The organism is Arthrobacter sp. D3-16 (genome assembly GCF_054408515.1).
The window spans coordinates 3,694,651-3,721,183 of sequence record NZ_CP096437.1 but is presented as its reverse complement, the minus strand read 5'-3'; the positions used below and the strand labels follow the sequence as shown (position 1 = coordinate 3,721,183).

Annotated in this window: 23 protein-coding genes; 6 read left to right on the top strand and 17 right to left on the bottom strand. The window is 62.6% G+C overall.

Translation table 11 applies throughout. The features are described from left to right. Positions 1-3 precede the first annotated feature (3 nt). From M1D32_RS17405 to M1D32_RS17390, 4 genes are read right to left on the bottom strand one after another with little or no spacing between them, the layout of a single operon-like run. Positions 4-831 carry a DUF262 domain-containing protein gene (locus M1D32_RS17405; protein ID WP_458779865.1) on the bottom strand — a complete coding sequence of 276 codons (828 nt, stop codon included), beginning with the start codon at positions 829-831 and terminating at the stop codon, positions 4-6. Then, entirely contained in the window at positions 828-2,021 is a 1,194-nt protein-coding gene (locus M1D32_RS17400) for a restriction endonuclease subunit S (protein ID WP_458779864.1), read from the bottom strand. The genes M1D32_RS17405 and M1D32_RS17400 overlap by 4 nt, the downstream gene beginning before the upstream one ends. Beyond that, a complete protein-coding gene (locus M1D32_RS17395) occupies positions 2,018-3,022 on the bottom strand; it encodes an HsdM family class I SAM-dependent methyltransferase (RefSeq protein ID WP_458779863.1) in 1,005 nt (334 codons plus the stop codon). Before M1D32_RS17395 ends, M1D32_RS17400 begins: the two co-directional genes overlap by 4 nt. Then, positions 2,947-3,987: a type I restriction-modification system subunit M gene (locus tag M1D32_RS17390; protein WP_458779862.1), complete on the bottom strand. Its 1,041-nt coding sequence runs from the start codon at positions 3,985-3,987 to the stop codon at positions 2,947-2,949. The genes M1D32_RS17395 and M1D32_RS17390 overlap by 76 nt, the downstream gene beginning before the upstream one ends. A 222-nt stretch (positions 3,988-4,209) precedes the next feature. Here M1D32_RS17390 and M1D32_RS17385 point away from each other — a divergent pair, with 222 nt between their 5' ends. From M1D32_RS17385 to metH, 3 genes are read left to right on the top strand one after another with little or no spacing between them, the layout of a single operon-like run. Further along, positions 4,210-4,734: a hypothetical protein gene (locus tag M1D32_RS17385; RefSeq protein WP_458779861.1), complete on the top strand. Its 525-nt coding sequence runs from the start codon at positions 4,210-4,212 to the stop codon at positions 4,732-4,734. Positions 4,735-4,793: 59 nt separating this feature from the next. Further along, on the top strand, positions 4,794-5,513 hold the full coding sequence (locus M1D32_RS17380; RefSeq protein WP_458779860.1) for a hypothetical protein: 720 nt from the start codon (positions 4,794-4,796) through the stop codon (positions 5,511-5,513). Positions 5,514-5,564: 51 nt separating this feature from the next. After that, the gene (gene metH, locus M1D32_RS17375) at positions 5,565-9,206 is read left to right on the top strand and encodes a methionine synthase (RefSeq protein ID WP_458779859.1); all 3,642 of its coding nucleotides are present in this window, start codon (positions 5,565-5,567) and stop codon (positions 9,204-9,206) included. A gap of 188 nt (positions 9,207-9,394) precedes the next feature. Here metH and M1D32_RS17370 read toward each other — a convergent pair whose 3' ends face one another. The 8 genes from M1D32_RS17370 to M1D32_RS17335 all read right to left on the bottom strand — a co-directional run bounded on the left by M1D32_RS17370 (position 9,395) and on the right by M1D32_RS17335 (position 16,283). Continuing rightward, positions 9,395-9,988, bottom strand: coding sequence for an NADPH-dependent F420 reductase (locus M1D32_RS17370; protein WP_458779858.1), 594 nt, complete (start codon positions 9,986-9,988; stop codon positions 9,395-9,397). Between the two features lie 208 nt (positions 9,989-10,196). Further along, positions 10,197-11,210: a pirin family protein gene (locus M1D32_RS17365; RefSeq protein ID WP_458779857.1), complete on the bottom strand. Its 1,014-nt coding sequence runs from the start codon at positions 11,208-11,210 to the stop codon at positions 10,197-10,199. A 42-nt stretch (positions 11,211-11,252) separates the two neighbouring features. Next, positions 11,253-11,627 carry a DoxX family protein gene (locus M1D32_RS17360; RefSeq protein ID WP_458779856.1) on the bottom strand — a complete coding sequence of 125 codons (375 nt, stop codon included), beginning with the start codon at positions 11,625-11,627 and terminating at the stop codon, positions 11,253-11,255. A 105-nt stretch (positions 11,628-11,732) separates the two neighbouring features. After that, entirely contained in the window at positions 11,733-12,476 is a 744-nt protein-coding gene (locus tag M1D32_RS17355) for a CE1759 family FMN reductase (RefSeq protein WP_458779855.1), read from the bottom strand. 44 nt (positions 12,477-12,520) lie between these two features. Further along, entirely contained in the window at positions 12,521-13,711 is a 1,191-nt protein-coding gene (locus M1D32_RS17350) for an LLM class flavin-dependent oxidoreductase (RefSeq protein ID WP_458779854.1), read from the bottom strand. A gap of 124 nt (positions 13,712-13,835) precedes the next feature. Beyond that, the gene (locus tag M1D32_RS17345) at positions 13,836-14,291 is read right to left on the bottom strand and encodes a MarR family winged helix-turn-helix transcriptional regulator (protein ID WP_458779853.1); all 456 of its coding nucleotides are present in this window, start codon (positions 14,289-14,291) and stop codon (positions 13,836-13,838) included. A 121-nt stretch (positions 14,292-14,412) separates the two neighbouring features. Next, the gene (locus M1D32_RS17340) at positions 14,413-15,378 is read right to left on the bottom strand and encodes a nuclear transport factor 2 family protein (RefSeq protein ID WP_458779852.1); all 966 of its coding nucleotides are present in this window, start codon (positions 15,376-15,378) and stop codon (positions 14,413-14,415) included. A 50-nt stretch (positions 15,379-15,428) separates the two neighbouring features. Beyond that, positions 15,429-16,283: an SDR family NAD(P)-dependent oxidoreductase gene (locus M1D32_RS17335; RefSeq protein ID WP_458779851.1), complete on the bottom strand. Its 855-nt coding sequence runs from the start codon at positions 16,281-16,283 to the stop codon at positions 15,429-15,431. A 412-nt stretch (positions 16,284-16,695) separates the two neighbouring features. Here M1D32_RS17335 and M1D32_RS17330 point away from each other — a divergent pair, with 412 nt between their 5' ends. Continuing rightward, positions 16,696-17,274, top strand: coding sequence for an NADPH-dependent FMN reductase (locus M1D32_RS17330; RefSeq protein WP_458779850.1), 579 nt, complete (start codon positions 16,696-16,698; stop codon positions 17,272-17,274). Positions 17,275-18,089: 815 nt separating this feature from the next. Here the strand turns inward: M1D32_RS17330 and M1D32_RS17325 are convergent. The 3 genes from M1D32_RS17325 to M1D32_RS17315 all read right to left on the bottom strand — a co-directional run bounded on the left by M1D32_RS17325 (position 18,090) and on the right by M1D32_RS17315 (position 20,840). Further along, positions 18,090-18,692: a TetR/AcrR family transcriptional regulator gene (locus tag M1D32_RS17325; RefSeq protein WP_458779849.1), complete on the bottom strand. Its 603-nt coding sequence runs from the start codon at positions 18,690-18,692 to the stop codon at positions 18,090-18,092. Between the two features lie 232 nt (positions 18,693-18,924). Beyond that, the gene (locus M1D32_RS17320; RefSeq protein WP_458779848.1) at positions 18,925-19,791 is read right to left on the bottom strand and encodes an alpha/beta fold hydrolase; all 867 of its coding nucleotides are present in this window, start codon (positions 19,789-19,791) and stop codon (positions 18,925-18,927) included. A 50-nt stretch (positions 19,792-19,841) separates the two neighbouring features. Continuing rightward, positions 19,842-20,840, bottom strand: a complete 999-nt coding sequence (locus M1D32_RS17315; RefSeq protein WP_458779847.1) for an NADP-dependent oxidoreductase — start codon at positions 20,838-20,840, stop codon at positions 19,842-19,844. A 391-nt stretch (positions 20,841-21,231) separates the two neighbouring features. Here M1D32_RS17315 and M1D32_RS17310 point away from each other — a divergent pair, with 391 nt between their 5' ends. Together M1D32_RS17310 and M1D32_RS17305 are read left to right on the top strand one after the other, a co-directional pair. Continuing rightward, positions 21,232-21,774, top strand: a complete 543-nt coding sequence (locus M1D32_RS17310) for an NADPH-dependent FMN reductase (RefSeq protein ID WP_458782224.1) — start codon at positions 21,232-21,234, stop codon at positions 21,772-21,774. Positions 21,775-22,053: 279 nt separating this feature from the next. Then, positions 22,054-22,599 carry a YceI family protein gene (locus M1D32_RS17305; RefSeq protein WP_458779846.1) on the top strand — a complete coding sequence of 182 codons (546 nt, stop codon included), beginning with the start codon at positions 22,054-22,056 and terminating at the stop codon, positions 22,597-22,599. Between the two features lie 125 nt (positions 22,600-22,724). Here the strand turns inward: M1D32_RS17305 and M1D32_RS17300 are convergent, their stop codons facing one another. Together M1D32_RS17300 and M1D32_RS17295 are read right to left on the bottom strand one after the other, a co-directional pair. Then, positions 22,725-23,120, bottom strand: coding sequence for a carboxymuconolactone decarboxylase family protein (locus M1D32_RS17300; protein ID WP_458779845.1), 396 nt, complete (start codon positions 23,118-23,120; stop codon positions 22,725-22,727). A gap of 209 nt (positions 23,121-23,329) precedes the next feature. Next, complete coding sequence (locus M1D32_RS17295) at positions 23,330-26,269, bottom strand: helix-turn-helix transcriptional regulator (RefSeq protein ID WP_458779844.1); 2,940 nt, start codon at positions 26,267-26,269, stop codon at positions 23,330-23,332. Positions 26,270-26,533 lie beyond the last annotated feature (264 nt).

The following is a 26,533-nucleotide window of genomic DNA, read 5'->3' as shown; positions in this document are numbered from 1 at the left end:
GACTCACACTAGCTGACCGGCGTCGACGGCAAGGTAGTTGTTGATCGGTGTCCAAGACACGGTGCAGCCCGCGATCTCGCTGGCTCGCTGAGGGGTTAGACGAGAATCGCGAGCGAAGCTTTCCAGTCGCTCGCGTCCCTCCGGCCAGAAGACACTGAGCCAGGTAAGGATGAAGTCCGATGCCTTGAGGCTGACCCCTTCGGAGTTAATCCGGACGAAGATGTCAGCGACGACCTTCTTGTCGGCGCCCGGTTGGATCTCGACGACGGTGAACTCGTAGTTCCGCAGGCTTTCGAGGCGACCTAGCCGCTCTTCGATGAGCTCCTCCATCTCTTCAGTCAGCTCACCGCGGGCTTCCTTGTACCGGTTCTTGAAGGATCGGCGGACCTTGAAGGTGCTGGCGAAGAAATCCGACACGTTTCCGATCCAGTCTGCAGACTTCCCGATCGCAGTGTTGGCCACCTCGAATTTTTCCGTGATCGGATTAAAGGCAATCGTCATGGTTTTCGAGTTGTAGTCTGCATCCCTGACCGCCGCCCCCTTGAAAACAGCGTAGAGGCTGGTGAGCCGCTGCTGTCCGTCAATTATCTGATGCGCGCCGATCCGACCAGTGGCGCCAGAAATAGTTCGAGACGACTCTCCTTGGGAAACATTCCAGAACATCAGCTCGCCGACAGGGTACCCGCGATACATAGAGTCGAGCAGGTCGCGGATCTTCGACTTGGGCCACACAAAGGGCCGCTGTAGGTCGGGGAGCTGAACGACCCCGGATTCAACGGAGTCGACGAGACCTTGCACCTTCCAGCCGACCGGTTTGAAAACCGTGCTCATGCCGCAACTCCTTCGTTAGTGACATCGATCTTGCCGGTGACGGCCGCTGAGATAAGTGCGGAGCGCCGCTCCTTTAGGAGTAGTATCGCCGAAGTTACCTTTAGGGCAAGATCATCCAGCTTTTTGGTAGCTCTATCCAAATACTCTGAGATTTCTCGTTGCTCTATTTCGGAAGGGGCGGCCAGTGAATATGCATAAAGGTCTTCCATGCGAAAGGAGGGCTGCATGTGTTCCGGAATCATGGCGCGTTCGTAGCGAAACAGTACTTGAAATTGATAGTAGAAGTACCTCGTATTCAATGACCTGAGGGGACGAATGATCATGCAGTTTTGTGAAAGATTGAACTTCCCATAAATATGTGCCGCACTCATCGCTCTCGCCCCGACAGTCGTAGAGAAGAGCACGCCGTCGGTCCCCGAGTCAAATTCGTAATGATCGACGCGGGCCATGATCCCGTCATTGGCGGTTTGGCCGCTGTAGACAGGGTATGGCCCGGGTATCTCAGCGCAGGCTTCTTTGGTTAGATCAGCGGCTTCGCGGCCCTTCTGAGCCCGGAATAGTCTCGAGCATCTATTTATGGTCCACTCTGACGGGATGTCGCCGAGCCATGGGACGCCGGAGTGTTTGGTGGTGGCCGTGGGGTCGAGTCCTTTGGTGACCGCCTGGGTGATTATGGCCTGGCGCTTTTCGGCGAGGAGTTCTATGAGCCGCTCCTGCTTGATGATCAGGTCATCAATTTGGGCAGTTTCGCTTTCCAGGAAGGCTGCGATTGCGTTCTGCAGACGCAGGTCCTCCACGGGAACAAGGAGATTTGCAATGTCAGTGGCGGAGACAGCAGCAAAAGTGGAGCCAGTGCTTTTGGACTGAAGCTCATCGACCTGGGTGTGCATCCACCACCAGAAGTAACCGCCGTTGATGTGACTAGGTCGCACTGCTGCCAGTCCCCTCCCGATGCCGTAGGTCTGATCCGCCACGTTAAGGGCGCCCACCGGCGCTCGGACAGAGACCAGTATGTCTCCAGACAAGGCGATTTTCGGCGATGAAGAACACTGGAATCGCGCTGAGGGATTTCGCGCGCCGAATTCCGCGTTGCCTTGGACAAATGGCATCCCATCGGTGAGCTCGTGCACGTCGGCGGAATCAGGCGACTGACCCGCGATGACAGTGGCTGAATATTTAAGCCGCATCATCTTTCTACCTCTGCCAGGAGACGGGTGATTTCAGAAATGACCTTGTTGAGGTCAGCGTCGATCTCATCCAGCGACCTAGGCGCAACGTATTTGTAGAAGTGGCGCGTGAAGGGGATCTCGTAGCCGACCTTGGTCTTGGAATCGTCGATCCAGGCGTCGGGGACGTGGGGGAGGACTTCCCGTGCGAAGTAGCCCTGGATGTCCTCGCCAAGCGGCACGTTTTCGGTGTCACGAAGATCTGGGTCGGCCTCCGGGTTTCCCTTCGGTCCTTTGCAGACGTCGGCGGTCTCGTCGCGTTCGGAAAGTCCGGCCAGGATAACTTTTAGGACCGGGGCACCAAGCTTTAGGTCCGAACTTGCCAGCGCCGGCTTGAGGAACTTGATGAACGCCTCGCGGTTCTTCCAGAGCTTGGTATCGCCTTCACCGGCCCGGGTAAGGGCTTTCTCCAGAAGATGCCGGTCGTCGTCGGACAGCTTTTCCACCGGCTTCTGCGCCAACACGGCGTCGATACGCTCCGGAGTGCAGGCGAAGTTCAGTTTCAGCGGCCGCTCCACCGTGACGGTGGAGTAGCCGAAGTCCTGGTTGTTGAAGATCTTGGAGGTCTCGCCGTCGTCCTCGAACGCTCCGTAGAAGTTGACGATGCTCGCGATGTCCTTTGCCCCGAGTTCCTTGCGCTTCGATCCGAGGCTCTTGCGCATCTTCTGGAAGAAATCGACGCCATTAATGAGTTGGATCTTGCCGACGCGCTCCGGGTGTTTCTGCTTCTTGCTGTTCGAGAGGATCCAGATGTAGGTGGCGATGCCGGTGTTGTAGAACATGTCCGTGGGTAGCGCGATGATGGCCTCTACGAAGTCGTTCTCGATCAGGTACTTGCGGATCTCGGACTCGCCCGAGCCGGCGCCGCCGGTGAACAGTGGAGAGCCGTTCAGAACGATGCCGATGCGGGAGCCGCCGTCATGCGCCGGGCGCATCTTCCGGACCAGGTGCAGCAGGAAGAGCAAGGATCCGTGCTGACGCGGGGGAGGCCGGGACCGAAGCGGCCATCGAAGCCGTGGAGCTCGTGTTCTTTCTGGATCTGCGGCTGGATCTTCTTCCACTCCACGCCGAACGGCGGGTTAGAGAGCATGAAGTCGAACTGCTGGCCGATGTTCTGGTCACTGGCGAGAGTGTCTCCCACGGAGATCTTGGAAATGTCCTGGCCTTTGATCAGCAGGTCCGACTTGCAGATGGCGTAGGACTCGTCGTTGATTTCCTGGCCATAGGCGACGAGGGAGGCGCTGGGGTTGAGGGCGTGGAGGTGTTCCTGGGCGACGGTGAGCATGCCGCCTGTTCCGGCGGTGGGGTCGTAGATGCTGCGGACGATGCCCTCTTTGGTGAGGACGTCATCGTCATAGTTCAGCAGGAGCTGGACCATGAGCTGGATGACCTCGCGGGGGGTGAAGTGCTCACCGGCGGTTTCGTTGGAGGCTTCGGCGAACCGTCGGATGAGCTCCTCGAACATGAGGCCCATCTCGATATTGCTGATGGTCTCCGGGTGGAGGTCGATCGCGGCGAAGTCCTTGGTGACGTGGTAGAGCAGGTCCGAGCTGTCCAGCTTCTCGAGTGTCTTGTAGAACTCGAAGCGCTCGAAGATGTCCCGGGTATTCTCCGAGAAGCCCTGAACGTAGTTGAGGATGTTGGCCTTGATGTTGGTGGGGTCGTCCAGGAGCTTGGCGAAGTTGAACTTGGAGGTGTTGAAGAAGCTGTGGCCCGAAGCCTTCTGCAGGAAGGTGTCCAGCGGGATGTTCAGGTCCATCTTGGCCTCAGCCTCCTGCAAGACGGCGTCCTTGGTCCTTTCGAGGACGCAGTCCAGGCGGCGGAGGATGGTGAAGGGGAGGATCACCGAGCCGTACTGGGCCGGTTTGTAGGTGCCCCGTAGGATATTCGCGATACTCCACACCAGGTTGGCGTTGTTGTTGCCGGCCACTGCTCCCACTTTCCTTGCTGCGGGCAGTGGGCGTGCTGTCTTTGGCCGATTGCTCGCTGGCCGTTGCCGGCGCCCCCATTGCCGTGCAGCGTTCAATCGATCCCGCACGTACTTGCCCTTGCATTGTATTGGCGAGGGAGGCTTGGTGGGTGATCGATGGGTGATGGAGACTCCGGGGCCGCGTCACCGTGCTGCGCCGGAAGGATATGTGAAGATGTTCAAATGAGTGACAACGACCACGAGCTTTCCCTGTATGTTGACGGCAAGAATGCCTTGGTGGCGGGCGATCCGACAGCCATTGCGGAGCTTTTCCGCAAGTTGGATGTCAAGCCAGAGGACCGTGCCAACTTGGGGTCAGGGGTGGCTGATCTCCTGGCCGGCCTGGCTGGGGCGGTTGCGATGGCGATGTCGGCAAATATCCCGGGCAACTCCTTCCACATGACTCCCGAGTCCTACGCTCGATTTCTGGAACTCGTCGGTTCCACCGAGGAAAAGCTCGGGATTGTCAGCGGGGTGCTACGACAGTCAGACGGGAGGATTGACACGATCATCGAACTGGTGAGCTCTTCTCCAGTCAACCCTGCCGCGGCCGCGAACGTGCAGCTCATGGCCGCGACTTTGGCGATCCGCGTGGCCCTTAAAGACCTCGATACGCTTGTTCAGGCTGTGGACGCGAAGCTGGACACAATCGTCCGAGATATCGTGACGAGGCGCTCGGCAACGTACAGGGAACGACCCACGTCCTAGACAAGGCATTTGGATACTTCGAGGAGACGGGGCGGCTGAACGATGCTCTATGGGACCAGGTGTCGGGGCAGGCGGCGGCTCTTGCCCAGGCTCACGCCGTCGCCCTGAACCACCTGAACACCATTGCCGACAGTCTTACTGTTAAAAACTTCGGCAAGCGGGTCAATAATGCTGAGGCCTCGGCAAGGGGCGAACTGAAGCACTGGCTGATTATTGCGGCGGTGGCCCTGACAAACATGGTTCGCATGGAAGCCCTCGAGGCCGTCCGAAGTGTGCAGGACGGGTCAGACTCCCCGGCTCATGAGCGGCATATCGTCAAGGCGCGCGAGCGGCGCATGACCATCACCAGCACGGCAATCCAAAACTTGTCAGGCGCTATTTCAAAAGCGGTGGATGTGGATAGCTTTACCCGCATTACGAACCCCCTAGAAATGCCAAGGCTTTACACTGCCGCTGAGGAAATGCAGCGACTATTGCGGGTCTTTAGCTCCTCCTTCGGTATGCCGGAGCCAGCGTCGATCGAGCGTACGCAGTGGCACGAATCCGTGATCCGTCTTGGCCAAAAAGCTGGTGGTGTCGTGGCGAACTCCGCCGCTGCCGTTGCCGAAGGGGTAGCTTCAGTTCCCAAAGCCATCGGGGAAACTGTCGAAGATACCATCCTGCACGTGGCCCAGGGCATCGAGGCGCGACGACAGAGCCCCGGGGAAATCGAGAAAGCGGAACCTCAACCCGAGAACAACGACTCTGTAGTCCCTGAAAGCGACCACGCCCCGTCGTAGCACACAGAAACACGAAGCAATGTTTCGGCGTGTCGCACGTAACCTGTTTAGATGCCTCGTTTTGCACTTGATATTGAGTCCGTGCCCCGCCCTGTCCGTGCGCAGGAGCTCCTGGACGCAGTGAACCACCGCGTCGTCATTGCCGACGGCGCCATGGGCACCATGCTGCAGGGCCGGGAGCTGTCGCTCGACGTTGACTTCCAGAACCTCGAAGGCTGCAACGAGATCCTCAACGACACGCGGCCGGACGTCATTGCGGACATCCACGACGCATACTTCGCCACGGGCATCGACGCCGTCGAGACAAACACCTTCGGCGCCAACTGGTCCAACCTCTCGGACTACGGCATCGACGACCGGATCGAGGAGCTCGCCCGCAAGGGTGCCCAAATCGCGCGCGAACGCGCTGAAGCGGCAGAGAAAACAGACGGCCGCATGCGCTGGGTCCTGGGCTCGATGGGGCCGGGCACCAAGCTCCCCAGCCTCGGGCACACCACCTACGACTACCTCAAGCAGACCTTCGCCCTGCAGGCCGAGGGCCTCATCGACGGGGGAGCTGACGCCTTCCTCATCGAAACCAGCCAGGACCTCCTGCAGACTAAGGCCGCGGTCAACGGCTGCAAGCAGGCCGTTGTGACACGCGGGATCCGGCTCCCCATCTTCGTCGAGGTGACCGTCGAGACCACCGGAACCATGCTCATGGGCTCCGAAATCGGCGCCGCGCTCACCGCACTCGAGCCGCTCGGCGTCGACGCCATCGGCCTGAACTGCGCCACCGGCCCGGACGAGATGAGCGAACACCTGCGCCACCTCTCCAAGCAGTCCTCCGTCGCCATCGCCTGCATGCCCAACGCCGGCCTGCCCGTCCTCGGCCCCAACGGCGCGCACTACCCGCTCTCACCCGCCGAACTCGCCACCGCGCACGAGCAGTTCGTCCGCGAATTCGGCCTCGGCCTGGTGGGCGGCTGCTGCGGTACGACGCCGGAGCACATGGCCGCCGTCGTCGAACGCCTTGCGCCCTTCCGCGCCGGCACAACAGGCGCCAAGAGCAACCGCCCCGCCCGCGTCCCCACCGAGCGCGAAGCCGGCGTCGCCTCCCTCTACCAGCACGTGAACTTTGACCAGGACGCCTCCTACCTGGCCATCGGTGAACGCACCAACGCGAACGGTTCGAAGGCGTTCCGCCAGGCGATGCTCGAAGAGCGCTGGGACGACTGCGTTGACATCGCCCGTGAGCAGATCCGCGTCGGCGCGCACCTGCTGGACGTCTGCATCGACTACGTGGGGCGCGACGGCGTGGCCGACATGAAGGAGATCGTCTCGCGTTTCGCGTCGGCCTCCACGCTCCCTCTGGTCATGGACTCCACCGAACCCGCCGTACTTCAGGCCGGGCTCGAACACATCGGCGGCCGCCCGGTGGTCAACTCCGTCAACTATGAGGACGGCGACGGCCCGGACAGTCGCTTCGCGCGCATCATGCCGCTCGTGAAGGAACACGGCACCGCCGTAATCGCCCTGACCATCAACGAAGAGGGCCAGGCACGCACCACCGAGGGCAAGGTGGCAATCGCCTCACGCCTCGTCGACGCCCTGGTGGGCGAATGGGGGATGCGCGTCGAGGACATCATCGTCGACTGCCTGACCTTCCCCGTCGCCACCGGCCAGGAAGAAACCCGCCGGGACGGCATCGAAACCATCGAGGCCATCCGCCAGATCACCGCGAAGTACCCCGGCATCAACACCACGCTCGGCGTCTCCAACGTCTCGTTCGGCCTGAACCCGGCAGCGCGCGTCGTCCTGAACTCCGTGTTCCTGCACGAGGCCGTACAGGCGGGCCTGACCAGTGGCATTATCGACGCCGCCAAGATCGTGCCGCTCGCCTCACTGCCGGAGGAACAGCGCAAGGTGGCCCTGGACCTCGTCTGGGACCGCCGCGAATACGACGCCGACGGCAACACCACCTACGATCCGCTGGCCATCATGCTGGACATGTTCGCCGGCGTCGACACTGCAGCGCTCAAGGACCAGCGCGCCGCTGAACTCGCGGCCCTGCCCACGGGCGCCCGCCTGGAACGGCGCATCATCGACGGCGAGGGCAAGGGCCTCGAAGCGGACCTGGACCTCGCGCGCAGCGAGGGCATGACCCCGCTCGGCATCATCAACGACCACCTGCTTGAGGGCATGAAGGTAGTGGGCGAGCGCTTCGGGGCCGGTGAGATGCAGCTGCCGTTCGTGCTGCAGTCCGCCGAGGTGATGAAGAACGCCGTCGCCCTGCTCGAGCCGCACATGGAGAAGTCGGATTCATCGGGCAAGGGCACCATGGTGATCGCCACCGTGCGCGGCGACGTGCACGACATCGGCAAGAACCTGGTGGACATCATCCTCACCAACAACGGCTACAAGGTCATCAACATCGGCATCAAGCAGGGCATCGCCGAGATCATGGCCGCGGCCGAGGAGCACAACGCCGACGTGATCGGCATGTCCGGTCTGCTGGTGAAATCCACCGTGGTGATGAAGGAGAACCTCGCGGAGCTGCAGTCCCGCGGCCTGGCGAAGAAATGGCCGGTGATCCTCGGCGGGGCAGCCCTGACCCGCGCCTACGTGGAGCAGGATCTGGCAGAGCAGTTTGACGGCGTGGTCAGGTACGCCAAGGACGCCTTCGAGGGCCTCGCCCTCATGGAACCGTTGGTCCGAGTCGCCCGCGGCGAGTCGCCGGACGACGTCGGCCTGCCGCCCCTGAAGAAGCGCATCCACAAGGGAGGCGCGAAGTTCACGGTGACCGAGCCGGAGGCAATGCCCGGCCGCTCCGACGTCGCTAGTGATAACCCCGTGCCTGCCCCGCCGTTCTGGGGCACGCGCATTGTGCGCGGCGTCTCGCTCCACGACTACTCTGCGTTCCTCGATGAGCGCGCCACGTTCATGGGGCAGTGGGGGCTCAAGCCCGGCCGCGGCGAGGACGGCGCCTCCTACGAGGAACTGGTGGAACGAGAGGGCCGGCCGCGCCTGCGGTACTGGCTGGACCGCATCCTCGGCGAGGGAATGCTCGATGCATCCGTCGCCTACGGCTACTTCCCGGTGGTCTCCGAAGGGGAACAGGTGGTGGTGCTGCACCACGGCGAGGATCGCGACGGCGTCCTCGGCACCGCGGGTTTGCTCGCCCCGGACGGTGGTTCAGGCGGTCCGATCGGCACCGACCGGCTGCGCTTCGACTTCCCCCGCCAGCGCCGCGACCGGCACCTGTGCCTGGCCGACTTCGTGAAGTCGCGCGAGTCCGGGCAGGTGGACGTGCTGCCGGTGCAGCTGGTGACCGCCGGCTCGAAGATTGAAGAGTTCACGTCCAAGATGTTCGCCGCCAACCAGTACCGCGACTACTACGAGCTCAACGGCCTGGTCATGCAGCTTACCGAGGCGCTTGCGGAGTTCTGGCATGCGCGGATCCGCAAGGAGCTGGGCTTCGCAGCCGAGGAGCCGAAGGAAACGGCTGGGTATTTCAAGCTCGACTACCGCGGTGCGCGGTTCTCCCTCGGTTACCCCGCGTGCCCGGACATGGAGGACCGCCGCAAGGTGACGGAGCTGCTGAAGCCCGAGCGGATGGGCGTGATCCTCAGCGACGAGCTGATGCTGCACCCGGAACAGTCCACCGACGCGTTCGTGTTCCACCACCCGGAGGCAAAGTACTTCAAGGTGTGAGTTGGTGCTGCCCTGGGCGAAGCGCAACAATGCTGCCACGTGTCAGCTTGGAATCTAGGGCCGTCCATCAGAAGGCTGCAGGAAACGCGTTTTGGACCCTATACTGACGGGTTTTTGAGGGCAGTCTGACGTCAGGTTGGGGTGTGAGTCCCCTGACGCCGGACGATCATGCTGCTAAGCGACGACGATCAATCGAATTGAATGAAGTTTTTAGCGGCCAGGCCTCCGCCAAATTGTTGGGCCCGTCCCCCCTGTTCGATTTCTCCGAGGTCTACTGCTGCAAAGCCGAGCCGTTCGATAAGCTTTGCAACTTCATGGCGGGCCGGGGCATCGTCGCTTGAGACGAACAGCGTGCGGCGGCCGCCTAGTTGGGTTGGTTCCTCCGCGAGGTGTGCTGCGGCGAGGGTGTTGAAGGCTTTGACAACCCGCGCGCCGGGCAGCGCCTCGGCGATGACGTGTGTGGAGAGGCGGCCTTCAAGGTCTCGGGGGGTGAACGCCGGCAGATTTACGGCGTTGGTGGCGTCGATGACGATCCGGTTGTTCCATTGGATGCCTTGGAGTGCGTCCGGCACGTGCTCGAAGGGCAGTGCCAGAATCACAACGTCGGCCTGCAGGGCCTCCGTGGCGGGTACTGGCGTGACCAGTGGGCCTAATGCCTCGACAAGACTTTTCAGGGTCTCCGGGTCTTTGCTGTTGGCGATGTTGACGTTGATGCCACTGGCGGTGAAACGGCGAACTAGAGCGGTCCCGATTGCTCCGGCACCAAGGATGGCGTACTTCATGGTTGGTCCTTTCTTGGACGTGGTTGCGGGCTGGTCCGCGAGGTGGTCCCCATGACTCATGAGGCACTTATTGGGGCGACTCCAGTTATGTCAGCGCGGGTGGTGTTTTTGATGGGATTCGTCCACTAGTGGTTTGACCTCGGTGCCGAACAGTTCGATGCTTCTTTGGGGTTTTGTAGGGCGGCCTTTTCCGTGATCCCTGGGGCTATCAGCCGCGGGGGCGAAGTTGGACGTTGGGCAGTTCCGGTGCGGGCAGTGGTGCGGGGAAGCCTTCCGGGAAGGGTCCGAATCGTGGGTAAGGGCTGCCGTCGGGGTAGGTGTGGTTAGCGGGAGGGCTGGAAGGTTCTGCGCCTATTTCGGCTTGCCATGCGGAGCGGTAGGAGGCTATGTCCTCGTGGCTGCGCCCGACGAAGTTCCACCACATCACGATCTGTTCGCCGAGGGGCTCGCCTCCGAGAATCAGCACCCGGGCCGGGGTCTTCCCGGCCTGGAGGATGATGTGGGTGCGGCCGGGCGCGAGGTAGTGGAGGTGGTCCACGGCCATGGTTTGGCCGTCGAGGGCGATGTCGCCGGTGTCGAGCAGGATCCCGTGTTCAAAGGATGGGTTCAGGTTCAGTTCAAGGCGTGCACCGGCCTTGAGGATGGCCTCGGCCCCGAGCAGGGGCGGGGTGCGGGTGGCCAGGGGCGATGAGTCCCCTGCCAGGGAGCCGATGAAGACCCGCAGTTCGGTGCCGTCACCGGAGATGGGTTCGGGTGCGTAATGCTCGAAGGTCGGGGGCATGTTGCGGGTGTCCTCGGGCAGGGCGTACCAGAGTTGGGCGCCGTGCAGGATGCCGGTGTCCGGGGTGGAGAACTCCTGATGGGAGATCCCGCGGCCTGCGATCATGAGATTGACTTCACCGGGCCTGACGATGGCCTCGTATCCAGCTGAGTCGCGGTGGGCGATTTTTCCGGTGAACAGCCAACTGACTGTCGCCAGGCCGGTGTGTGGGTGCCGCGGGACGCGCATGCCACCTGATTCCGGTACGAGGTCCGGGCCGTAGTGGTCCAGGAAGCACCAGGAGCCAATCAGGCTGCGCTGTTTCTGGGGCAGGGTGCGCCGGACCGGCATGGCACGCGGCCCGCCCAAGGGGACTTCCCGCGGCACCAGGAACTCCACCTGGTTCGTGCCTGCACCTTCGGTGCAGATAATTTCCTCGGGGACTGTTTCAAGATTGCTCATGGTGACCCTCGTCGTTTGTCGCTCGGGGTGCGGTCGGTTGTTTTAGAGAGCGTAGGGCCCGAACCGGAGTATGGCCACGGTGATCGCCAGGGCTGCCAGGATGAGGTTGGCGGTGATGTTGCGGTATTCACCGCGGCGGGCGTGAACGATGGCTGCACCAATCATGAGCGCCGCGAGTGCGGCAGCGGAGACGGGGACGAGGGCGGTGGCGGTTCCCAGAAGCGCCGGGAGAATGAGGCCCAAGGCGCCAAGAACTTCGAGTGTGCCAACGGTTTTGACACCGCGTGCTGTGAAGTCTTCGGTCCAGGGCTGGCCGGCGCTGGCGAGTTTGGCTTTGGGCTGGGTGATTTTCGTTGCGCCGGCGGCGAGGAAGGCCAGGGCCAGCAGGCCGGTGATGATCCAAAGGGTGATGCTCATTAGGGGGTTCGGCTTTCAGGAGAGAGGGTCAGCGGTCCGGGCCGGTGTTCGGGCCCGGGAGACGGTGACGGGGGAGGAGGGGGCAGGGTCAGGCGGTGTCCGGGGTCAGGCGGTGGCCAGGGCGGTGGTGCCGCCTGCTGCTAGTTTCATGAGGTCGGTGTTGAAGTCCATGCCCGGTGTTGTGGTGTCCGGGCGGGCGTTTCCGCCCCAGTTGTGCTGGTAGTGGTCCCAAGCCTGGCCTGTGATTGCGGTGCGCAGTGAGCTGTTGATCATGGCTGCCAGTTCGGTTGCCGCGCGTCCGATCCGCTTTGTTAGTGCCGGGTCGGACCAGTCCTCGGGGGCTGCGAAGACTGAGGTGGGGGCGGCCAGTGATCGCATGAACGCGAACAGCGGCCGGAGCTGGTCATCGATAACGAGCGCGTGGCGTGCGCTTCCGGCTGTCGCGGCCAGGACGACCGGTGTTGCAATTAGCAGGTCGTTGTCCAAGATGTCGATGAACGCTTTGAGAAGACCGCTGATGCCGGCTTTGTAGACCGGGGTGGTGACGATTACCCCGTCCGCGTTGGCCAGCAGCTGGACGGCCTCCAGCAGGTCCCCTTGGGGGTATCCGGAGACGATGGCGTGGGCGATCTCGCCGGCCAGGGGCCCAAGATCGATGACGCCGACAGCGGGGTGAACACCGTGGGCGGTGAGCTGGTCGGCGGTTTTGGCCGCGATCCGGTCTGCCAGCAGGCGGGAGGATGAGGGGTTGCTGGTGCCGGCGTTGACAACAACGAGGCGTCGGGTGCTGCCGTCGGGGTTGCCGGAGCGGGTTGGGGTGTCCGCTGCCTGCGCGGGGGTGGTGGTCATGGGTGTCCTTGGTGGGGTTGGTGCGGGATCCGGTGCCTGGGGGCTTATCGGATGGTCGGGTACTTCGCGGCGACGGCGGGATCGGTGTCCTGGTAGGGGGAGGTGCCGGTGACGTTGTCGCCGCGGTTTGCGTTGGGTTTGGGTTGGCGCGGCTGCCCGGTGCCGTACTTGGCCCGCACCAGGCCCTGGTGGGTCGGGGCTTCGGCGGCGTTGGGGGAGCGCAGGGCTGCCATTTCCTTCCGCAGCACGGGGACGACCTCTTCGCCGAGCAGGTCCAGCTGTTCCAGGACCATTTTCAGCGGAAGCCCGGAGTGGTCCATGACCCACAGTTGCCGCTGGTAGTCGCCGAACATCTCCCGGAACTGCATGGTTTTGTCGATGATCTGCTGCGGGCTGCCGACGCTGAGCGGGGTGCGGTCCGCGTACTGTTCCAGCGAGATGCTGTGGTCGTAGACGGGGGCTTTGTCGAAGTAGGGGCGGAAGGTCCTGAAAGCGTCCTGGGAGCGGCGGGCGATGAACGCCTGGCCGCCGAGCCCCACGATGGCCTGTTCTTCGGTCCCGTGTCCGTAGTGGGCGAACCGCTCCCGGTAAAAGTTCACCAGCGGAAGGAAATGTCCGGTGGGGGCAAGGATGTTGTTCGCGAAGAACCCGTTGCCGTAGAAGGCCGCCTGCTCCGCGATTTCCGGGGTCCGGATCGAACCGTGCCAGACGAAGGGCGGCACATCATCCAGGGGCCGCGGGGTGGAGGTGAAGCCCTGCAACGGGGTGCGGAACTTCCCTTCCCAGTCCACGACGTCCTCGCGCCAGAGGCGGTGCAGCAGGTTGTAGTTATCCAGCGCAAGCGGCAGGCCCTGCCGGATGTCCTGGCCGAACCACGGATACACCGGCACGGTGTTCCCGCGCCCCAGCGTCAGATCCAGCCGGCCCTTGGCCAGGTGCTGGGCCATCGCGTATTCCTCAGCGATGCGCACCGGGTCGTTGGTGGTAATGAGCGTCACCGCGGTGGAAAGGATGATCCTTTTGGTCAGTGCCGCGACATGGGACAGGAACGCCGGGGGCGAGGAGGAGAAGAACGGCGGGTTGTGATGCTCGCCGATGGCGAAGACGTCCAGGCCCACCTCCTCAGCCTTTACCGCGATCTGCACCATGGCATCGATGCGCTCAGCCTCGCTGGGTGTGTTGCCGGTGGTGGGGTCCTGGGTTATGTCGCTGACGGAGAAAATACCGAATTGCACTTGTTTACCTTTCCGAGGTGAGTGATCAGCCTGGCCTGCGGCCGGCTGTGATGACCCGTATGCCATCCCGGCAGGTACAACAATACATGACTATTCATGTATTCCCGGTGAGGACGCTTTTTGCCTAGCCCTGGTTTTTCTCGCGGACTGAGGCGGCCAGTTTGTCGCACAGGGCCTGGAGCTGCTGCAGTTCCTCCGGCTCCAGCGCTTCGGCCATGACGCAGGTGACGGAGCGGGCGTGGGCGGTGCCGATCCGTCGTTGCACGTCGCGTCCCTCAGGGGTCAGGGTGAGGCGGACGGCGCGGGCGTCGGCCGGGTCGGGTGTGCGGGTGATGAGTCCGCGTTCCTCGAGCCGGGCGACGAGGCGGGTGATGCCGGTCTGGGTCAGCATGATTCGTTCGCTGAGGTCCAGCAGGCGCAGGCCCTCAGGGGATTTTGAGAGCGTGTAGAGGACGTCGTATTCGCGGGTGGAGAGCTCTGTCCAGATCGCGTCCGAACTCAGCCGCCGGGCGACGGCGACTTGTGCCCGCAGGAGGCTCTCCCAGCTTTGGTTGGTCAGTCGGGCATCGTTGCTGGGCATGTGCGGGGTCCTCCGGCGGGGTTGTTCGGCTGGTGTTGACCCAACGTTCTCACAATGGCCGGCGGCGCACAGCCCGATCGGGGCTGCGCGCCGCCCGTGCCTTGGGAGCCGGGGAGGCTGGTCAGCTGCCCTGGGGCAGCAGGCCGAATGACTGGTAGAGCCGGACATAATCGACCGTGTCCCAGTGCTCGGCGGCGGCGCCGTCCTCGATGCGCAGGAAGTCCGCGCTGGCGAAGTCGACTTCGCTGCCGCTGGCGCTCACCGTGCCGTCCCAGAGGCTGATGGACGCGACCCGGTCCTTCTCGGCGACGACGTGGGTCTGAACGGCGAGGCCGTCAGGCATGGTTGCCCGTCCGATGGCCCACGCATTCCCGAAGTAGTCCCGTCCGTCAGGGGTCCAGCCGGTGTTTTGCAGGTAGCCTTCGGCCAGCGCATCGACCGCGGTCGCGATACCGGAGTTGATGGCGCCGTCGTAGAGGCGCCTGCCGATGGCGCGGGATTCCTCCGCGGTGGCCGGACGGCCGGACCGTGGGGCGCCGAAGTCTGTGCCGGGCCGCTCAACAAAGATCCCGTCAGGGGCGGCCGGGACGTTGAGCATCTGCTGGAACATGGCCCCGACACCGGGGATCGCGCCGATCTTTACCAGGATCCGGTACGTGTCCATGACTTCCCACTGCTCCACGAAAGCGTCCTCGCGGATGCGCAGGATGTAGGACACGGAGGTCTGGATCTGCTCACCCGTTGGTGCGTGACCCAGGTAGTCCCCGGTGTGGGTTCCGGTGATGATGATCCGGAGGGCGACCAGGTCGTTTTCAACGAGCACGCCGACGTTTTCGTGGACCCGGAACTGGAGGTCGGAGAAGGAGGAGTGCAGGTCCCGGATGTGCTTCCTGAACCGGGTGCGGCTGCGCACACCCTCGCGGCTGTAGGAGAGGAAGTTGCGGGCGAGGACAGAGTTCAGCTTCGCCTCGTCCTGGTTGTTGATCGCTTCGACAAGTGCGCGGGCGAGCAGGTCCGCGCGCTGGGCGGACTCGGTAGCGTGGAAGCCCTCCAGGCTGGTGATCGTGGGGGTGTTTGTCGTGGTCATGGCTGGTTTGTCCTTTTTGTTTTGGGGTGGATTGGTGAGGGGTAGAAGGGTTATTGCCCGGGTGTCCCCAGCAGTTGGGAACGGAGCTCGTCGAGCTCGGCGTCGCTGTCCTGCTGGACGCGGCGGAGGACTTCTTCGGCATCCTGGCCCACGGGTGCGCGGCTCGGTGCCGGGGTCTGCTCGGCCAGGCGGATCACCCACGCTGCCGATTCCTCGCCGCTCAGGCCCGAGCCCTGCATGCCGTTGAGCGCGTTTGTAAACGCCCCGAACGCGTCGCCGTAGAGCTCGCGCTGGGTGTCTGTGAATTCTGCGGCGATCCGTTCGAGGGCGGCCGCGGTTTTCGCCGGTCCGCCGGTGCGCATGTTGCCGGCCTGGGCGAGGACGAAGTCGACACCGAACGGGCGCAGCTCGTTGCGGTAGACGTCAGCGAAGGCTTCCAGCGCCGCCTTGCTGGCACTGGAGGGGCCGTTGAACTGCAGCGGGAAGCGTCCGGTCATCGCACCGATCTGCACAATCCGTCCCCGGGCGGTGCGCAGAGCCGGAAGAAAGGCGTTAATGGCTGCGATGCTGCCAAAGACGTTAACCTCAAACTCGCGCCGCACCTCCTCCAGCGGAAGGACCTCCATAGGCCCGGGCGTGAGAATCCCGGCATTGGTAACCAAAACGTCCAGCCCATGCCCGCTCACAGCATCAGTAACCTCACGGGCCCAGGCGTTCACAGCGGACTGATCGGTGACATCAACACTGCTCAGCGAAATGCCCTCCAGCCCTTCCAGCGACGCCGCTTCCCCGGCCGTAAGGACGGTGCCGAACACCGCGTATCCCCGATCAGCGAACTGCAGGGCCAACTCCCGCCCCAAGCCGCTGCCTGCACCCGTAATTGCCACCGTGCGTTTGGTGTTCATGTCCTCATCCCTTCGTGATGTCTCCGACGGCACTCTGCGCCGGACACTATGGACAACTTACATGACTAATCATGTATTCCCTGGGTGCTGTCGTAACTGAATATGACCTCCACCACACGAGGGAAAGGGGAAGTTTGAACAGGCCGGGCACTGGATGGACCGAACGCCCTGCGGGTAACCCTCAACATCCTCAAGGCTCTGAAGGACTACGGCCTGCCCCGGGAAGGCATCTCCTCCACCGCACACACGGGAGCGCCGGCCCTTGTGCCGTCATCGGCGGGGCTGGCCATACCAACCAGCTCCCCCCGCTTCCCGTGATACACCTCACGCAAGAAAAGCTTGGGTATTCAACGACCCGGCGTGCATTATGGATACAGCAAGTACATGCATATGCATCTAGTTAGGGAGTCGCATGACCAGGATCGCCATCATCACCGGCAGCACCCGCCCGGGCCGCATCAACGACCAGGTCGCCCGGTGGGTCCTCGATCAGACTGCGGACCGCACGGACGCCGAGTTTGAGATCGTCGATATCGCGGACTTTAACCTTCCCGTTCTGGACGAGGCCTACCCGGCCGCTTACCAGAACTACCAGAGCGACCACACCAAGGCGTTCTCGGCCAAGATCGCTGAATTTGATGGCTACATCTTTGTGGTCGCGGAGTACAACCACTCCATCTCCGGTGCTTTGAAGAACGCCCTTGATTACCTGAATGTTGAGTTCAATAACAAGGCCGCCGGCTTCGTTTCCTACGGCTCCATGGGCGGGGTCCGCGCGGTCGAGCACCTGCGCGGCATCGCCTCTGAACTGCAGCTGGCGCATGTCCGCAACCAGGTCATGTTCTCGATTTTCTCCGACGTGGAGAACTTCACCACCTTCAAGCCCACCGAACGGGCTGCCTCCGCCCTGGCCCCGATGCTGGACCAGCTGATTCTCTGGACCCGCGCCATGGAATTCGCACGCAGCGAAGCACTGGTTACCGCCGGCTAGCACCCGGCAAGCGTGACCGAACAGCATAAGGCTGATCGCACTGAGAAGCCCCAGGGTTGCCCCTGGGGCTTTTCCGCACGTCACAGTGCAGGAGGGTGAGTGAGGTCGGCGCGCTCATGGGTGGATTCGGTAGTCGAGCCCGTATTGAGCAGAGTCATCGCCCGATGACTCTGACAGTGCAACCGCCCCTTTGGCCCATGGATGGACGCACTGGGGGAGTAGATGGCAGCCTATGACGGCCTTCCAAGCCCCTTGGGCCAGGCTGGAACAAGGAACCCACCCTTTTTACCCCTTGGCGGAACTCCCCCGCCTAGTTTCAAGCGCTGATAACGGATATTCGGTCAAGTAGCTATCGGGTATTGCCAGGAAGCAGGAGCCGTGTGAGGGTCCCCGCACGCCTTGCCCATTGAGGATTTCCGGAGGTCGCCTCGCCCTAGACCTAGAGCAGCGTGGGACAAGCTGGCGGGGGAGCGCGGCCACTTGCGGGCGCCGGTCTCGCGTCAGAATAGCGCGAAATTCCGCATTGTTGACGGTCGCTCATGATGTTCTCAGATCCCACCCTGACAGTTGGAGGGGTAGGAAACCAATCTGCGGTAGCCCGAGAACTATCAAAATAGTTCGCAGAATCGGGTCTTGATGGAAGCGCTTAGCGAAGGGGCGGGCGATGTCACCTACTGCAGTTCGCCAGGTGTCTGAGAACCAGACCGGAGCTCCACGACGGGCAAGTCTGCCCACGTCAGACGCCCCGACGTCAGGTTGGGGTGTGGCCAGGTGGACATGCGGCAAGTCTGACGGCGATAGATGAAGTTCCTGCGTCAGCGGGGCAGGAGCAGGCGGATCTGGGTCCTGATGTCCTGGACAACGTCGTCGACGCGAAGATCGGGACTTGCACTCACTGCCATGCTGAGGAACATGATGGCCGAAGCGATGCGTGCGGTTGTTGCGGCATCATCGGCACTGACAAATTCATCCCGGCACAGGACGGCGGCGATAGCCTCCTCGGTCTGCGCGACGATTGAAAGGGCTTCACTATGGTGTGGCTCCGTTGGGTCCCCGAAGACCATCTCGCGTAGGTAGGTGCGCCCGTTGTCGACCTGGACGCGGTTGCACTCCACGATCGGACGCACGATGGCCATCACCGCATCCAGTGCATCAGGGATGGTTTGAGCCTCTGCCCGGCCCCGCTGAAGCGCTTCGGCGTAGTGGGCGTTCTGCACGAGCAGGAGGAGTTCTCCCTTGGTCTTTGCGTAAAGGAACAGGGTTCCGGTGCCGATGTCGGCCTTGTCGGCGATTTGCTGAGTTGTGACATCCTCGACCCCATGTTCCGCGAACAGCGCACTGGCTGCGGCAGTTATGCGGTCCAGCTTCTCCTGCTTATTCCGTTCGCGTCGTCCGGGCGGCTGCGATGCGACGGGCATGAAGACTCCTCCATAAACTGACTGAACTCAGTTATGAGTATAGCGACCGGGGAGAGTCAAAGGCGTCCGGCCGCCATTTTTAGCGGCGGGAGGGCTGGACCATGTCTCACGCAGGGGAGCGCAGCGCCTATGACAAGCGTGGGTTGCCAAAGCCGCCGGCCGGTGAAGAAGCTATCGCGGCCATGGTGTTGGCGAACTGTCAATGATGAGACGTAGAAGTTCTGAACGTGGGTCAGGTGGCGAGAAATTCGACGGCGGCGGGGGCGAACTTGGTGTGGTGCTGGAAGATGCCGCCGTGGCCGGAGTCGGGGTAGATGATCAGTTCGGATCCGTTGATGCGCCGGTGCAAGTCGCCTGAGAGGACCGATGGCACCATGCGGTCGTTGTCGCCGTTGGCGATGAGGGTGGGGTGCGTGAGCGTTGACAGATCCGACGGGGCGGAGCGGCCGAACGCCTGGATTGCCTTCAGCTGCGTTTGGAAGGCGCGGGTGCTGATCGCCTTGTCACGGTCGGCGGTGCGCTCCCGGAGGCGTTTGATGAACGCCTTCGCGGCGGTTTTGCCGGTGGTGTTGCGGTTGAAGAACAGGAATTCCTTGGGGTCGGACCGTGTCAGGGTTGCGCGGAGGATGTCCCAGTAGGTGGTGAAGATGACCTTTTCGATGTCCTTTCCGCCCCGCGGGCCGGTGCCGGTGAGCACGAGCTTGCGGACAAGGTCGGGATGCTTGAGGGCCAGGTCCTGGGCGATCATGCCGCCCAGGGAGAAGGAAAAGATATCGATTTTGTCGAACCCAAGGGCGTTGATGAAGGTGTAGGCGTCCTCGGCCATTGCCTCGATGTTGTCTGGTACCTTCCCGGTTGAGGCGCCGACGCCGGGCTGGTCGAAGGTGATCACGTGGCGGTTCTTTGCGATGGGGTCGATGATGCGGGGATCCCAGTTATCCATCGTGGCGGCGAGATGCACGAAGAACACGACAGGGATCCCGCCCCTGGGTCCCAGCTCGCGGTAAGCGTAGCTGGTGTCACCGGCGGTGAGGGCTTTGGTAGGTGCTTTCGCATACGAGGTCACGACGGAGTCGTGCGGGGTGCCGGTGTTGCCCATGGCGGTTCTTCTCCTGGATGGTCTGGGGGATGCGTGGGATGCCGACGGGTTCAGTGGGTAAGGGCGACCACTGCTTTGCCGCGGATGCCGCCGTCGGCCAGGGACTGCAGCGCCTCCGGGGTCTGGTCAAAGCTGAAGACCTTCCCTACGGTGGGGCGCAGCACGCCGTCGTCGACCAGGGCACTGATCTGGCGCAGTTGGTCCCCGCTGGCGCGCATGAAAAGGAACTCGTAGGTGACGCCGAGCTTCCTGGCCTGCCGCCGAATCTTGCTGCTAAGGCCGCTGATGGCCAGGCGGAGCACGGGATTCAGCCCGGCATTGCGGGCGAAAGCCGGATCCGGCGGGCCGGAAATCCCAATAGCCTTGCCGCCGGGCTTGAGGATCCGCAGTGACTTCTCGAGGTTCTCCCCACCAAGGCTGTCGAGCACCAAGTCGTACCCGCTGAGGAGCTGCTCAAAGTCCTGGCTGCGGTAGTCGATCACGGTGTCCGCCCCGAGGTCGCGCACGAAGCCGGCGTTGGCGCTGCTGGCGGTGGTTGCAACGGTCGCGCCGAGGTGCTTGGCGAGCTGGATGGCGACCGAGCCCACCCCGCCGGCGCCGGCGTGAATGAGAACCTTGTCCCCGGGTCGCACGTTACCCTGCTCGACAAGGGCCTGCCATGCGGTCAGTGCCACAAGCGGCAGCGAGCCCGCTTCCTCCATGCTGGCCGATGCAGGCTTTAGCGCCAAGTCTTCCTCCGCGACGGCGATGCGCTCGGCGAAGGTGCCGATGCGGTCCTTGTCGGGACGGCCGTAGACCTCATCGCCCGGCCTGAACCCGCGCACCTTTGCCCCAACTTGGAGGACAGTGCCCGCGACGTCGTGGCCGAGGATCAGCTGGAGTTTGTAGGGCAGGATCTGCTTGAACTCGCCCAGTCGGATCTTCTCGTCCAGCTGGTTCAGCCCCGCCGCCTGCACCTGTACGAGCACATCGCGGTCCCCGACGATTGGCTCAGGGACGTCCGCCTCGCGCAGCGGCTCCCTGTACTTGGTGACTACGAATGCCCGCATATCGTGTTGCTCCTCTGGGGTGGTGGTTGCTAGTTGGTGCCATTGGTGCAGCGACGGGGGTCGCCCCCCCTGCCGCGAGGGCACGTCGTCGGCACCGGCCTTCCTTGGATTGGTCGGGGCAAACTATGACTACCATCAATTATGACTATACTCAGATATTTGTCAAGGAGCAATCCTGCTCGCGGTCTACAGAAGGAAATGCCCGGGCGCAGCTCCTTCGCCAGCGGACCTCAAAGTCGAAGAGCTATCCGCTGCGGTGGTTGGCACCTGACGTTGGCCGGGAGGACGGGCTGAGAAGCGAAGAAGACAGCCAATGAGTAAGCGCCCGGCTGGAGCATCCAGCCGGGCGCTTACGTGGTCTTCATTTTTGGCTGCCTAGCTACGGGTTTTGATGTACCTCGTGCCGACGGTTCAGAGACCAGGTTCTCTTCTTGGAGTTTGGTCTTGTTGCCCGATCGAGTTTGAAGTCGTCGACATCGCCGACTTCAACCTTCCGATTCTGGACGAGGCCTACCCGGCTGCTTACCAGAACTACCAGAACGAACACACCAAGGCCTTCTCGGCCAAGATCGCCGAATTCGACGGCTACATCTTTGTGGTCGCCGAGTACAACCACTCCATAAGCGGCGCACTGAAGAATGCCCTGGACTACCTCAACGTGGAGTTCAACAACAAGGCCGCCGGCTTCGTTTCCTACGGCTCCAAGGGCGGGGCCCGCGCCGTCGAGCACCTGCGCGGGATCGCCTCTGAACTTCAACTGGCACATGTCCGCAACCAGGTCATGTTCTCGATCTTCTCGGACGTGGAGAACTTCACCACCTTCAATCCCACAGAACAGTCCGCCGCCGCCCTCGCCCCCATGCTGGACCAGCTGATTCTCTGGACCCGCGCCATGGAATTCGCACGCAGCGAAGCGCTCGTAACCGTCGGCTAGCACCCGTTCACCGGCGACCGAACAGCAGAAGGCTGAAAGACCGCACGAAAAAGCCCCAGGCTCACCCCCTGGGGCTTTTTCAGCACGCCGCAGTGAAGGAGGGTGCGTGAGGTTGGCGCTCTCCAGACTGATGTAGCGTCTTGACTGCTCTGCTTCTGCCAGGTAACGGGCACATTCGGGTGCCTCTAGGCTGGTTGAGTGTCTGGACAAAAAATCCCTGGTGCAGCAGTGTGGGGGTTGGTCATCCTCACCGGTTTCCACTGCTAAGGAGATGCAAAAGTGACTCTGCCGCACGGAATAACTTCAGGGGTCTGGGTTCTTGACATGTCGCACAGTGAGATTGCATTCACGGTCCGGCACGCAGGCATCAGCAAGGTACGGGGCCGCTTCCTCGAGGCTTCCGCCGAAGCCCGGATCGGGGAGTCTCTGACTGACGCGTCGCTGCATGCCACAGTCAAAACTTCCAGTTTCGATTCCGGTGACGCCAACCGGGATGCCCACGTGAAGGGACCGGAATTTTTTGATGTGGAAAAATATCCAGAGATGACATTCCGCGCGACATCCATAGAAGGCGACGGCGAGGACTATACGCTGACCGGCGATCTCACCATCAAGGGAGTGACCAGGCCGGTGGAACTGGAAGTGGAGTTCAGCGGTGTGGCCGTGGACCCTTTCGGGGCCACGCGCGCAGGCGCCTCGGCCGAAGCCGAGATTAGCCGTAAGGACTTCGGCCTGACGTGGAACGCGGTACTGGAAGCCGGCGGCGTGCTGGTCAGCGACAAGGTGAGGATCAATATCGAAGCGGCGCTGGTCAAGCAGTCCTGACGCCGGATACTCCGTCAAGCAAACGGCCGGTGCCAGGTTGGGGTGTAGCCAAGGCGTACGCATCGGAGAACGCATCCTGATCCCCCGGAGCTTCCGGGCGGCCTGTCCCTGGGTGTTGATTTAGGTTATTGGTGGCGCGTCTCGGCCAAGACAGCCTCGGCGACGCGGAAGGACTCCAAAGCGGCAGGGGCCCCGCAGTACGCCATGGTCTGTAGTAGGACCTCCTGGATCTCCTGTTCGGTTACGCCATTAGTGAGAGCACCTCTGATGTGGCCGCTGAGCTCGTGTGACCTATTGAGCGCTGTCAGCATGGCCAGGTTGAGCATGCTTCGTGTTCTGAGATCGAGTCCTGGTCGGTTCCAGATCTGCCCCCAGGCGAACTCTGTGACCAGTTCTTGAGCCGGGCGCGAGAATTCGCTGACCTGGCCAAGGGTTCGCTCCACGTAGGCGTCCCCCATGACGCGCTTGCGCATCCTAAGACCGTTCTCGTAATTCTCGTATTGAGTGGCTGGCTGTGTCATTGAAAACCTCGGTTCTTCGGGGAGGAATGGATTTGGTCAGAAATATCAGTTGCATCATTTGTTCTATGGACGGAGCCGGATCTTCCTTGAAGTTCGCGTGAGCCAGGGTCTTGCAAGCGACTCTTGCCTAGCAGGAAAGCAGCCGGTACGCCCCATCGGTAGAGCTCGGTTATCCGGCCTGTGCGGAACGTTGTTGGACGAGCAAGCGCTCATACTTCTGCGTCCAGGGGTTGGCCTGTCAGTGCGGCCTTCAAGGCGTGCCGGGAATTGACGTCTAACTTGCGGTAGATGTTGCGACGGTGCCACTCCACTGTGCTTAGTGTCAGATACAACTGCTCAGCGATCTGACGACTGGTCATCCCTTCGGCCATGAGGTCTGCGATGCGCTGCTCGCTGGGGGTCAGCGCGTCCGGTCCTTGAATGAGAGGACGGCGGGGTCTGGCGCCGGCTGCGAGAAGTTCTTCATGAGCGCGTTTCTCAATTGCTGTCGCGCCGGCCTGGTGTGCGAGATCCAAAGCACGGCGGAGCGTGTTGCGACATCGAACCCGCTCGCCAACACGCCTCTGCGCCGCGCCGAGCTCCAAAAGGCTGGTGGCCAGTTCCAGAAGCGACGGATCTTCAGTGTCAAGGACGATAACCGACTTCTGTAGAAGATCGATATCTGGAGCAGGGTCTGCGATGAGCGCTTTGTAGCGTATTGACGCGCCGAGAGTGGAGGGCAGCCCGAACCGCTCAGCCAAATCGATGTCCTGATCCACGAGGGTTTGCGCGTCTTCTGTCCTCCCGAGTTTGTGGGCAGAAAACGCTGCTAGTGCCCGCCAGGGGAGCAGCATGTACCCCGGGTTGCTGTAGCCGTTGGTTTCCAGCAGTTCACCCGCCTGCAGGAAGTCATCCAACGCTCCCGGAAAATCGTTCTGTGCCAATCTCAAGCGACCGCGGCCCATGTAGAACCAAACATTCAGGGCACGGGTCTGCTCATCCCGCAGGCCGTTTTCGGCAACTTTCAGCACTTCGGCGGCTTCGTCGATTTCTCCCCGGTCAAGGTGGCAGTACGCCAGGAGACCTTGGGGTGCGGGGACTGTAGAGTTCCAGCCGCGGCTCATGCCGATGACGGCGGCCTGGGCATCGGCCATGGCTTCATCGACCCGGCCCCTTGCGTACATGGCCAGCCCCCGCGCGAGTGAAATCTCGGCGAAGATCAGGGAGTCTCCGCGCAGCCGCGCATCGGTCAGTACCTTGTCTGCAACCGCGACGGCCTCACGGGGCGCTCCACACCAGGTCAGGGCGAGGACGGTGTGGCTTAGTGCCATTCCGTCGGACGTTTCGCGCCACAGCTGCAGCCCGTCTCCCAGTACTCGCAGCGCCAGTGCGGCGTGTTGGGCCGAACCGGGTTCCGACATCGCCCGGAAGACGGCCAAATGCAGCACCAGTAGGCGTTCTGCGGGGGAGAGGGTGCTGATGTCATTCGCTTCAAGCTCCGAGGTCAGCGTTTTGACGCGGTCGAAGGCCTCGCGGGCGCGGCCAAAGAGATAGGCGGCCGAGGCGATGTAGCCTGCCTCAAATCGCAGGCTGAGTTCCCGGTCGTAACTTGCGAAATCATCCGCTCCGCGGCGAAACACGGTGAGGGCTTCGGCCGAACGGCCATACCGGAACAAGGTTTGCCCCAGGGCATACATTGCCAAAGCCCTTTCGGCGGGACCGTCCAAGCGTTCCAAGGCCCGCTCGAGGTGAGTAAGGGCATCGGTTTCCCCGGCCGCTGCTTCCATCATCCCGAGATCAACGAGGAGGCGGGCGTCGGCTGCGTCTTCGGGTTTTTGAGCTTCGAGAGCCCGGCGCAAGAAACGCGCCGCGGTCGCCGGGGCGCCCTTTTGACCAGCGCTGCGGGCTGCGGCATGCAAGGAAGTTCTCGCCCAGTCCTCAGGCACCGGGGCGGCCCGCATCAGATGCAGCGCCACGTCCTCCTGGCGTGCCCCTGACCTGTGGAGCAGCCGCGCGGCGGCCAAGTGGGCGGCGGCTCGTTCATCAGCACTGAACTTGTAGTAGACCGCGGAACGGATTAAGGGATGGTGGAAGGATAGTTCCGGGTCGGCGGCGAGGATCTGTGCTGCGGACAGCCGCTCTACGGCGGTAATCGCTGCATCATGCGCGAGGCCGGCTACCTGCGCGGCGACGGCCAGGGAGGTCGAGGTGCCCAGCACGGACACTGCGCGGGCCAGGGCTACGGCGTCCGCGCCCAGCGCCGAAATTCGCAGCATGACGCTGCGTGCCACCTTATCCGGAGCCGTATCGACCGGAACGTTTTCACTTCGAAGGCCTGCTTGCCGGGTTTTCAGTGTGGAGGCGACTTCCCGGAGAAGAAATAGATTTCCCCGCGTGGCGGACCAGGTTTCTTCGATAAGGCTTCCTGCCGGTTGGCTCTCCGCTGGCAGCGACGCCTGAAGGAACTGGCGCACACCGTCGACGGTAAGTTCGTGAAGACGAAGGGAAAGGTCGGCCTGCAGCATCAGATGTGAGAAGAGGTCGTTCTCGGTGGCCGGGTCACCGCTGCGCACGGTGGCGGCCAGTACCACGGGCAAATCCTGAAGCCGCTGGGCCAGATAAAGGAAGAACCGCAACGACTGTTCGTCGGCCCACTGCAGGTCATCCACCAGCAGGACCAGAGGCTTGCGGTCCGCCAAGTTCACCATCAGCCAGTACAGGCTGTGCATCAGGGCGAACTCATCGTTAACGGCTGTAGTGTTCTCACTCCAACCGCCGGTAAGCAGTCCTTTGAGAAACCCTGCCTGACCGCGGAACAGGATCGGCAGCTCTTCGTCCGAGGCCTTGGAGATGCGATGCTCCAGCAACCGCAGCACCAGCCCTAAGGGATGGCCTTGCTCAAGTTCACCGCCGCGCGCGCTGAGCACTTCAGCATCAAGATCAAGGGACAAGCGGTGCGTTTCCTCCAGAAGCCGCGTCTTGCCGATCCCCGCCGGCCCTTGGATTAGCGCCAGTTGCCCGGACCCGTTAAGGCCGCGGCGCAACAGATCGTGGATCGCGCTCACCTGCTCTTGGCGTTCTATGAGCGGTAGTGTGATCGGTCCCCTGTCCGGGACTGGTGGGAGGTTCTCCTGCGCCGACGGAACTGCCCCGTGGTCGATTTCCGGCATCCCTCTCCTTGACTCCTTCGTCTGTGACCCGCGTCACCGCGGTTTTCATGGTACTCCCCAACGGGTTTCACGGACGTGAAGGAGAACCCCGGGAAACCGCACAAAATATGCAGTCCAACGGATGGGGTTTTATCCCCGGGGTTGACGCCAGGCGGGTGCCGTGGTTTAGAGCAGCACCGTGCATGAGCTCGGAACCGCCAGGCCCAGCCCCGGGAAGCAGGAAGCTGATTTCTCACCACTGAAAGAGGGGCAGCCCCAGGAGTC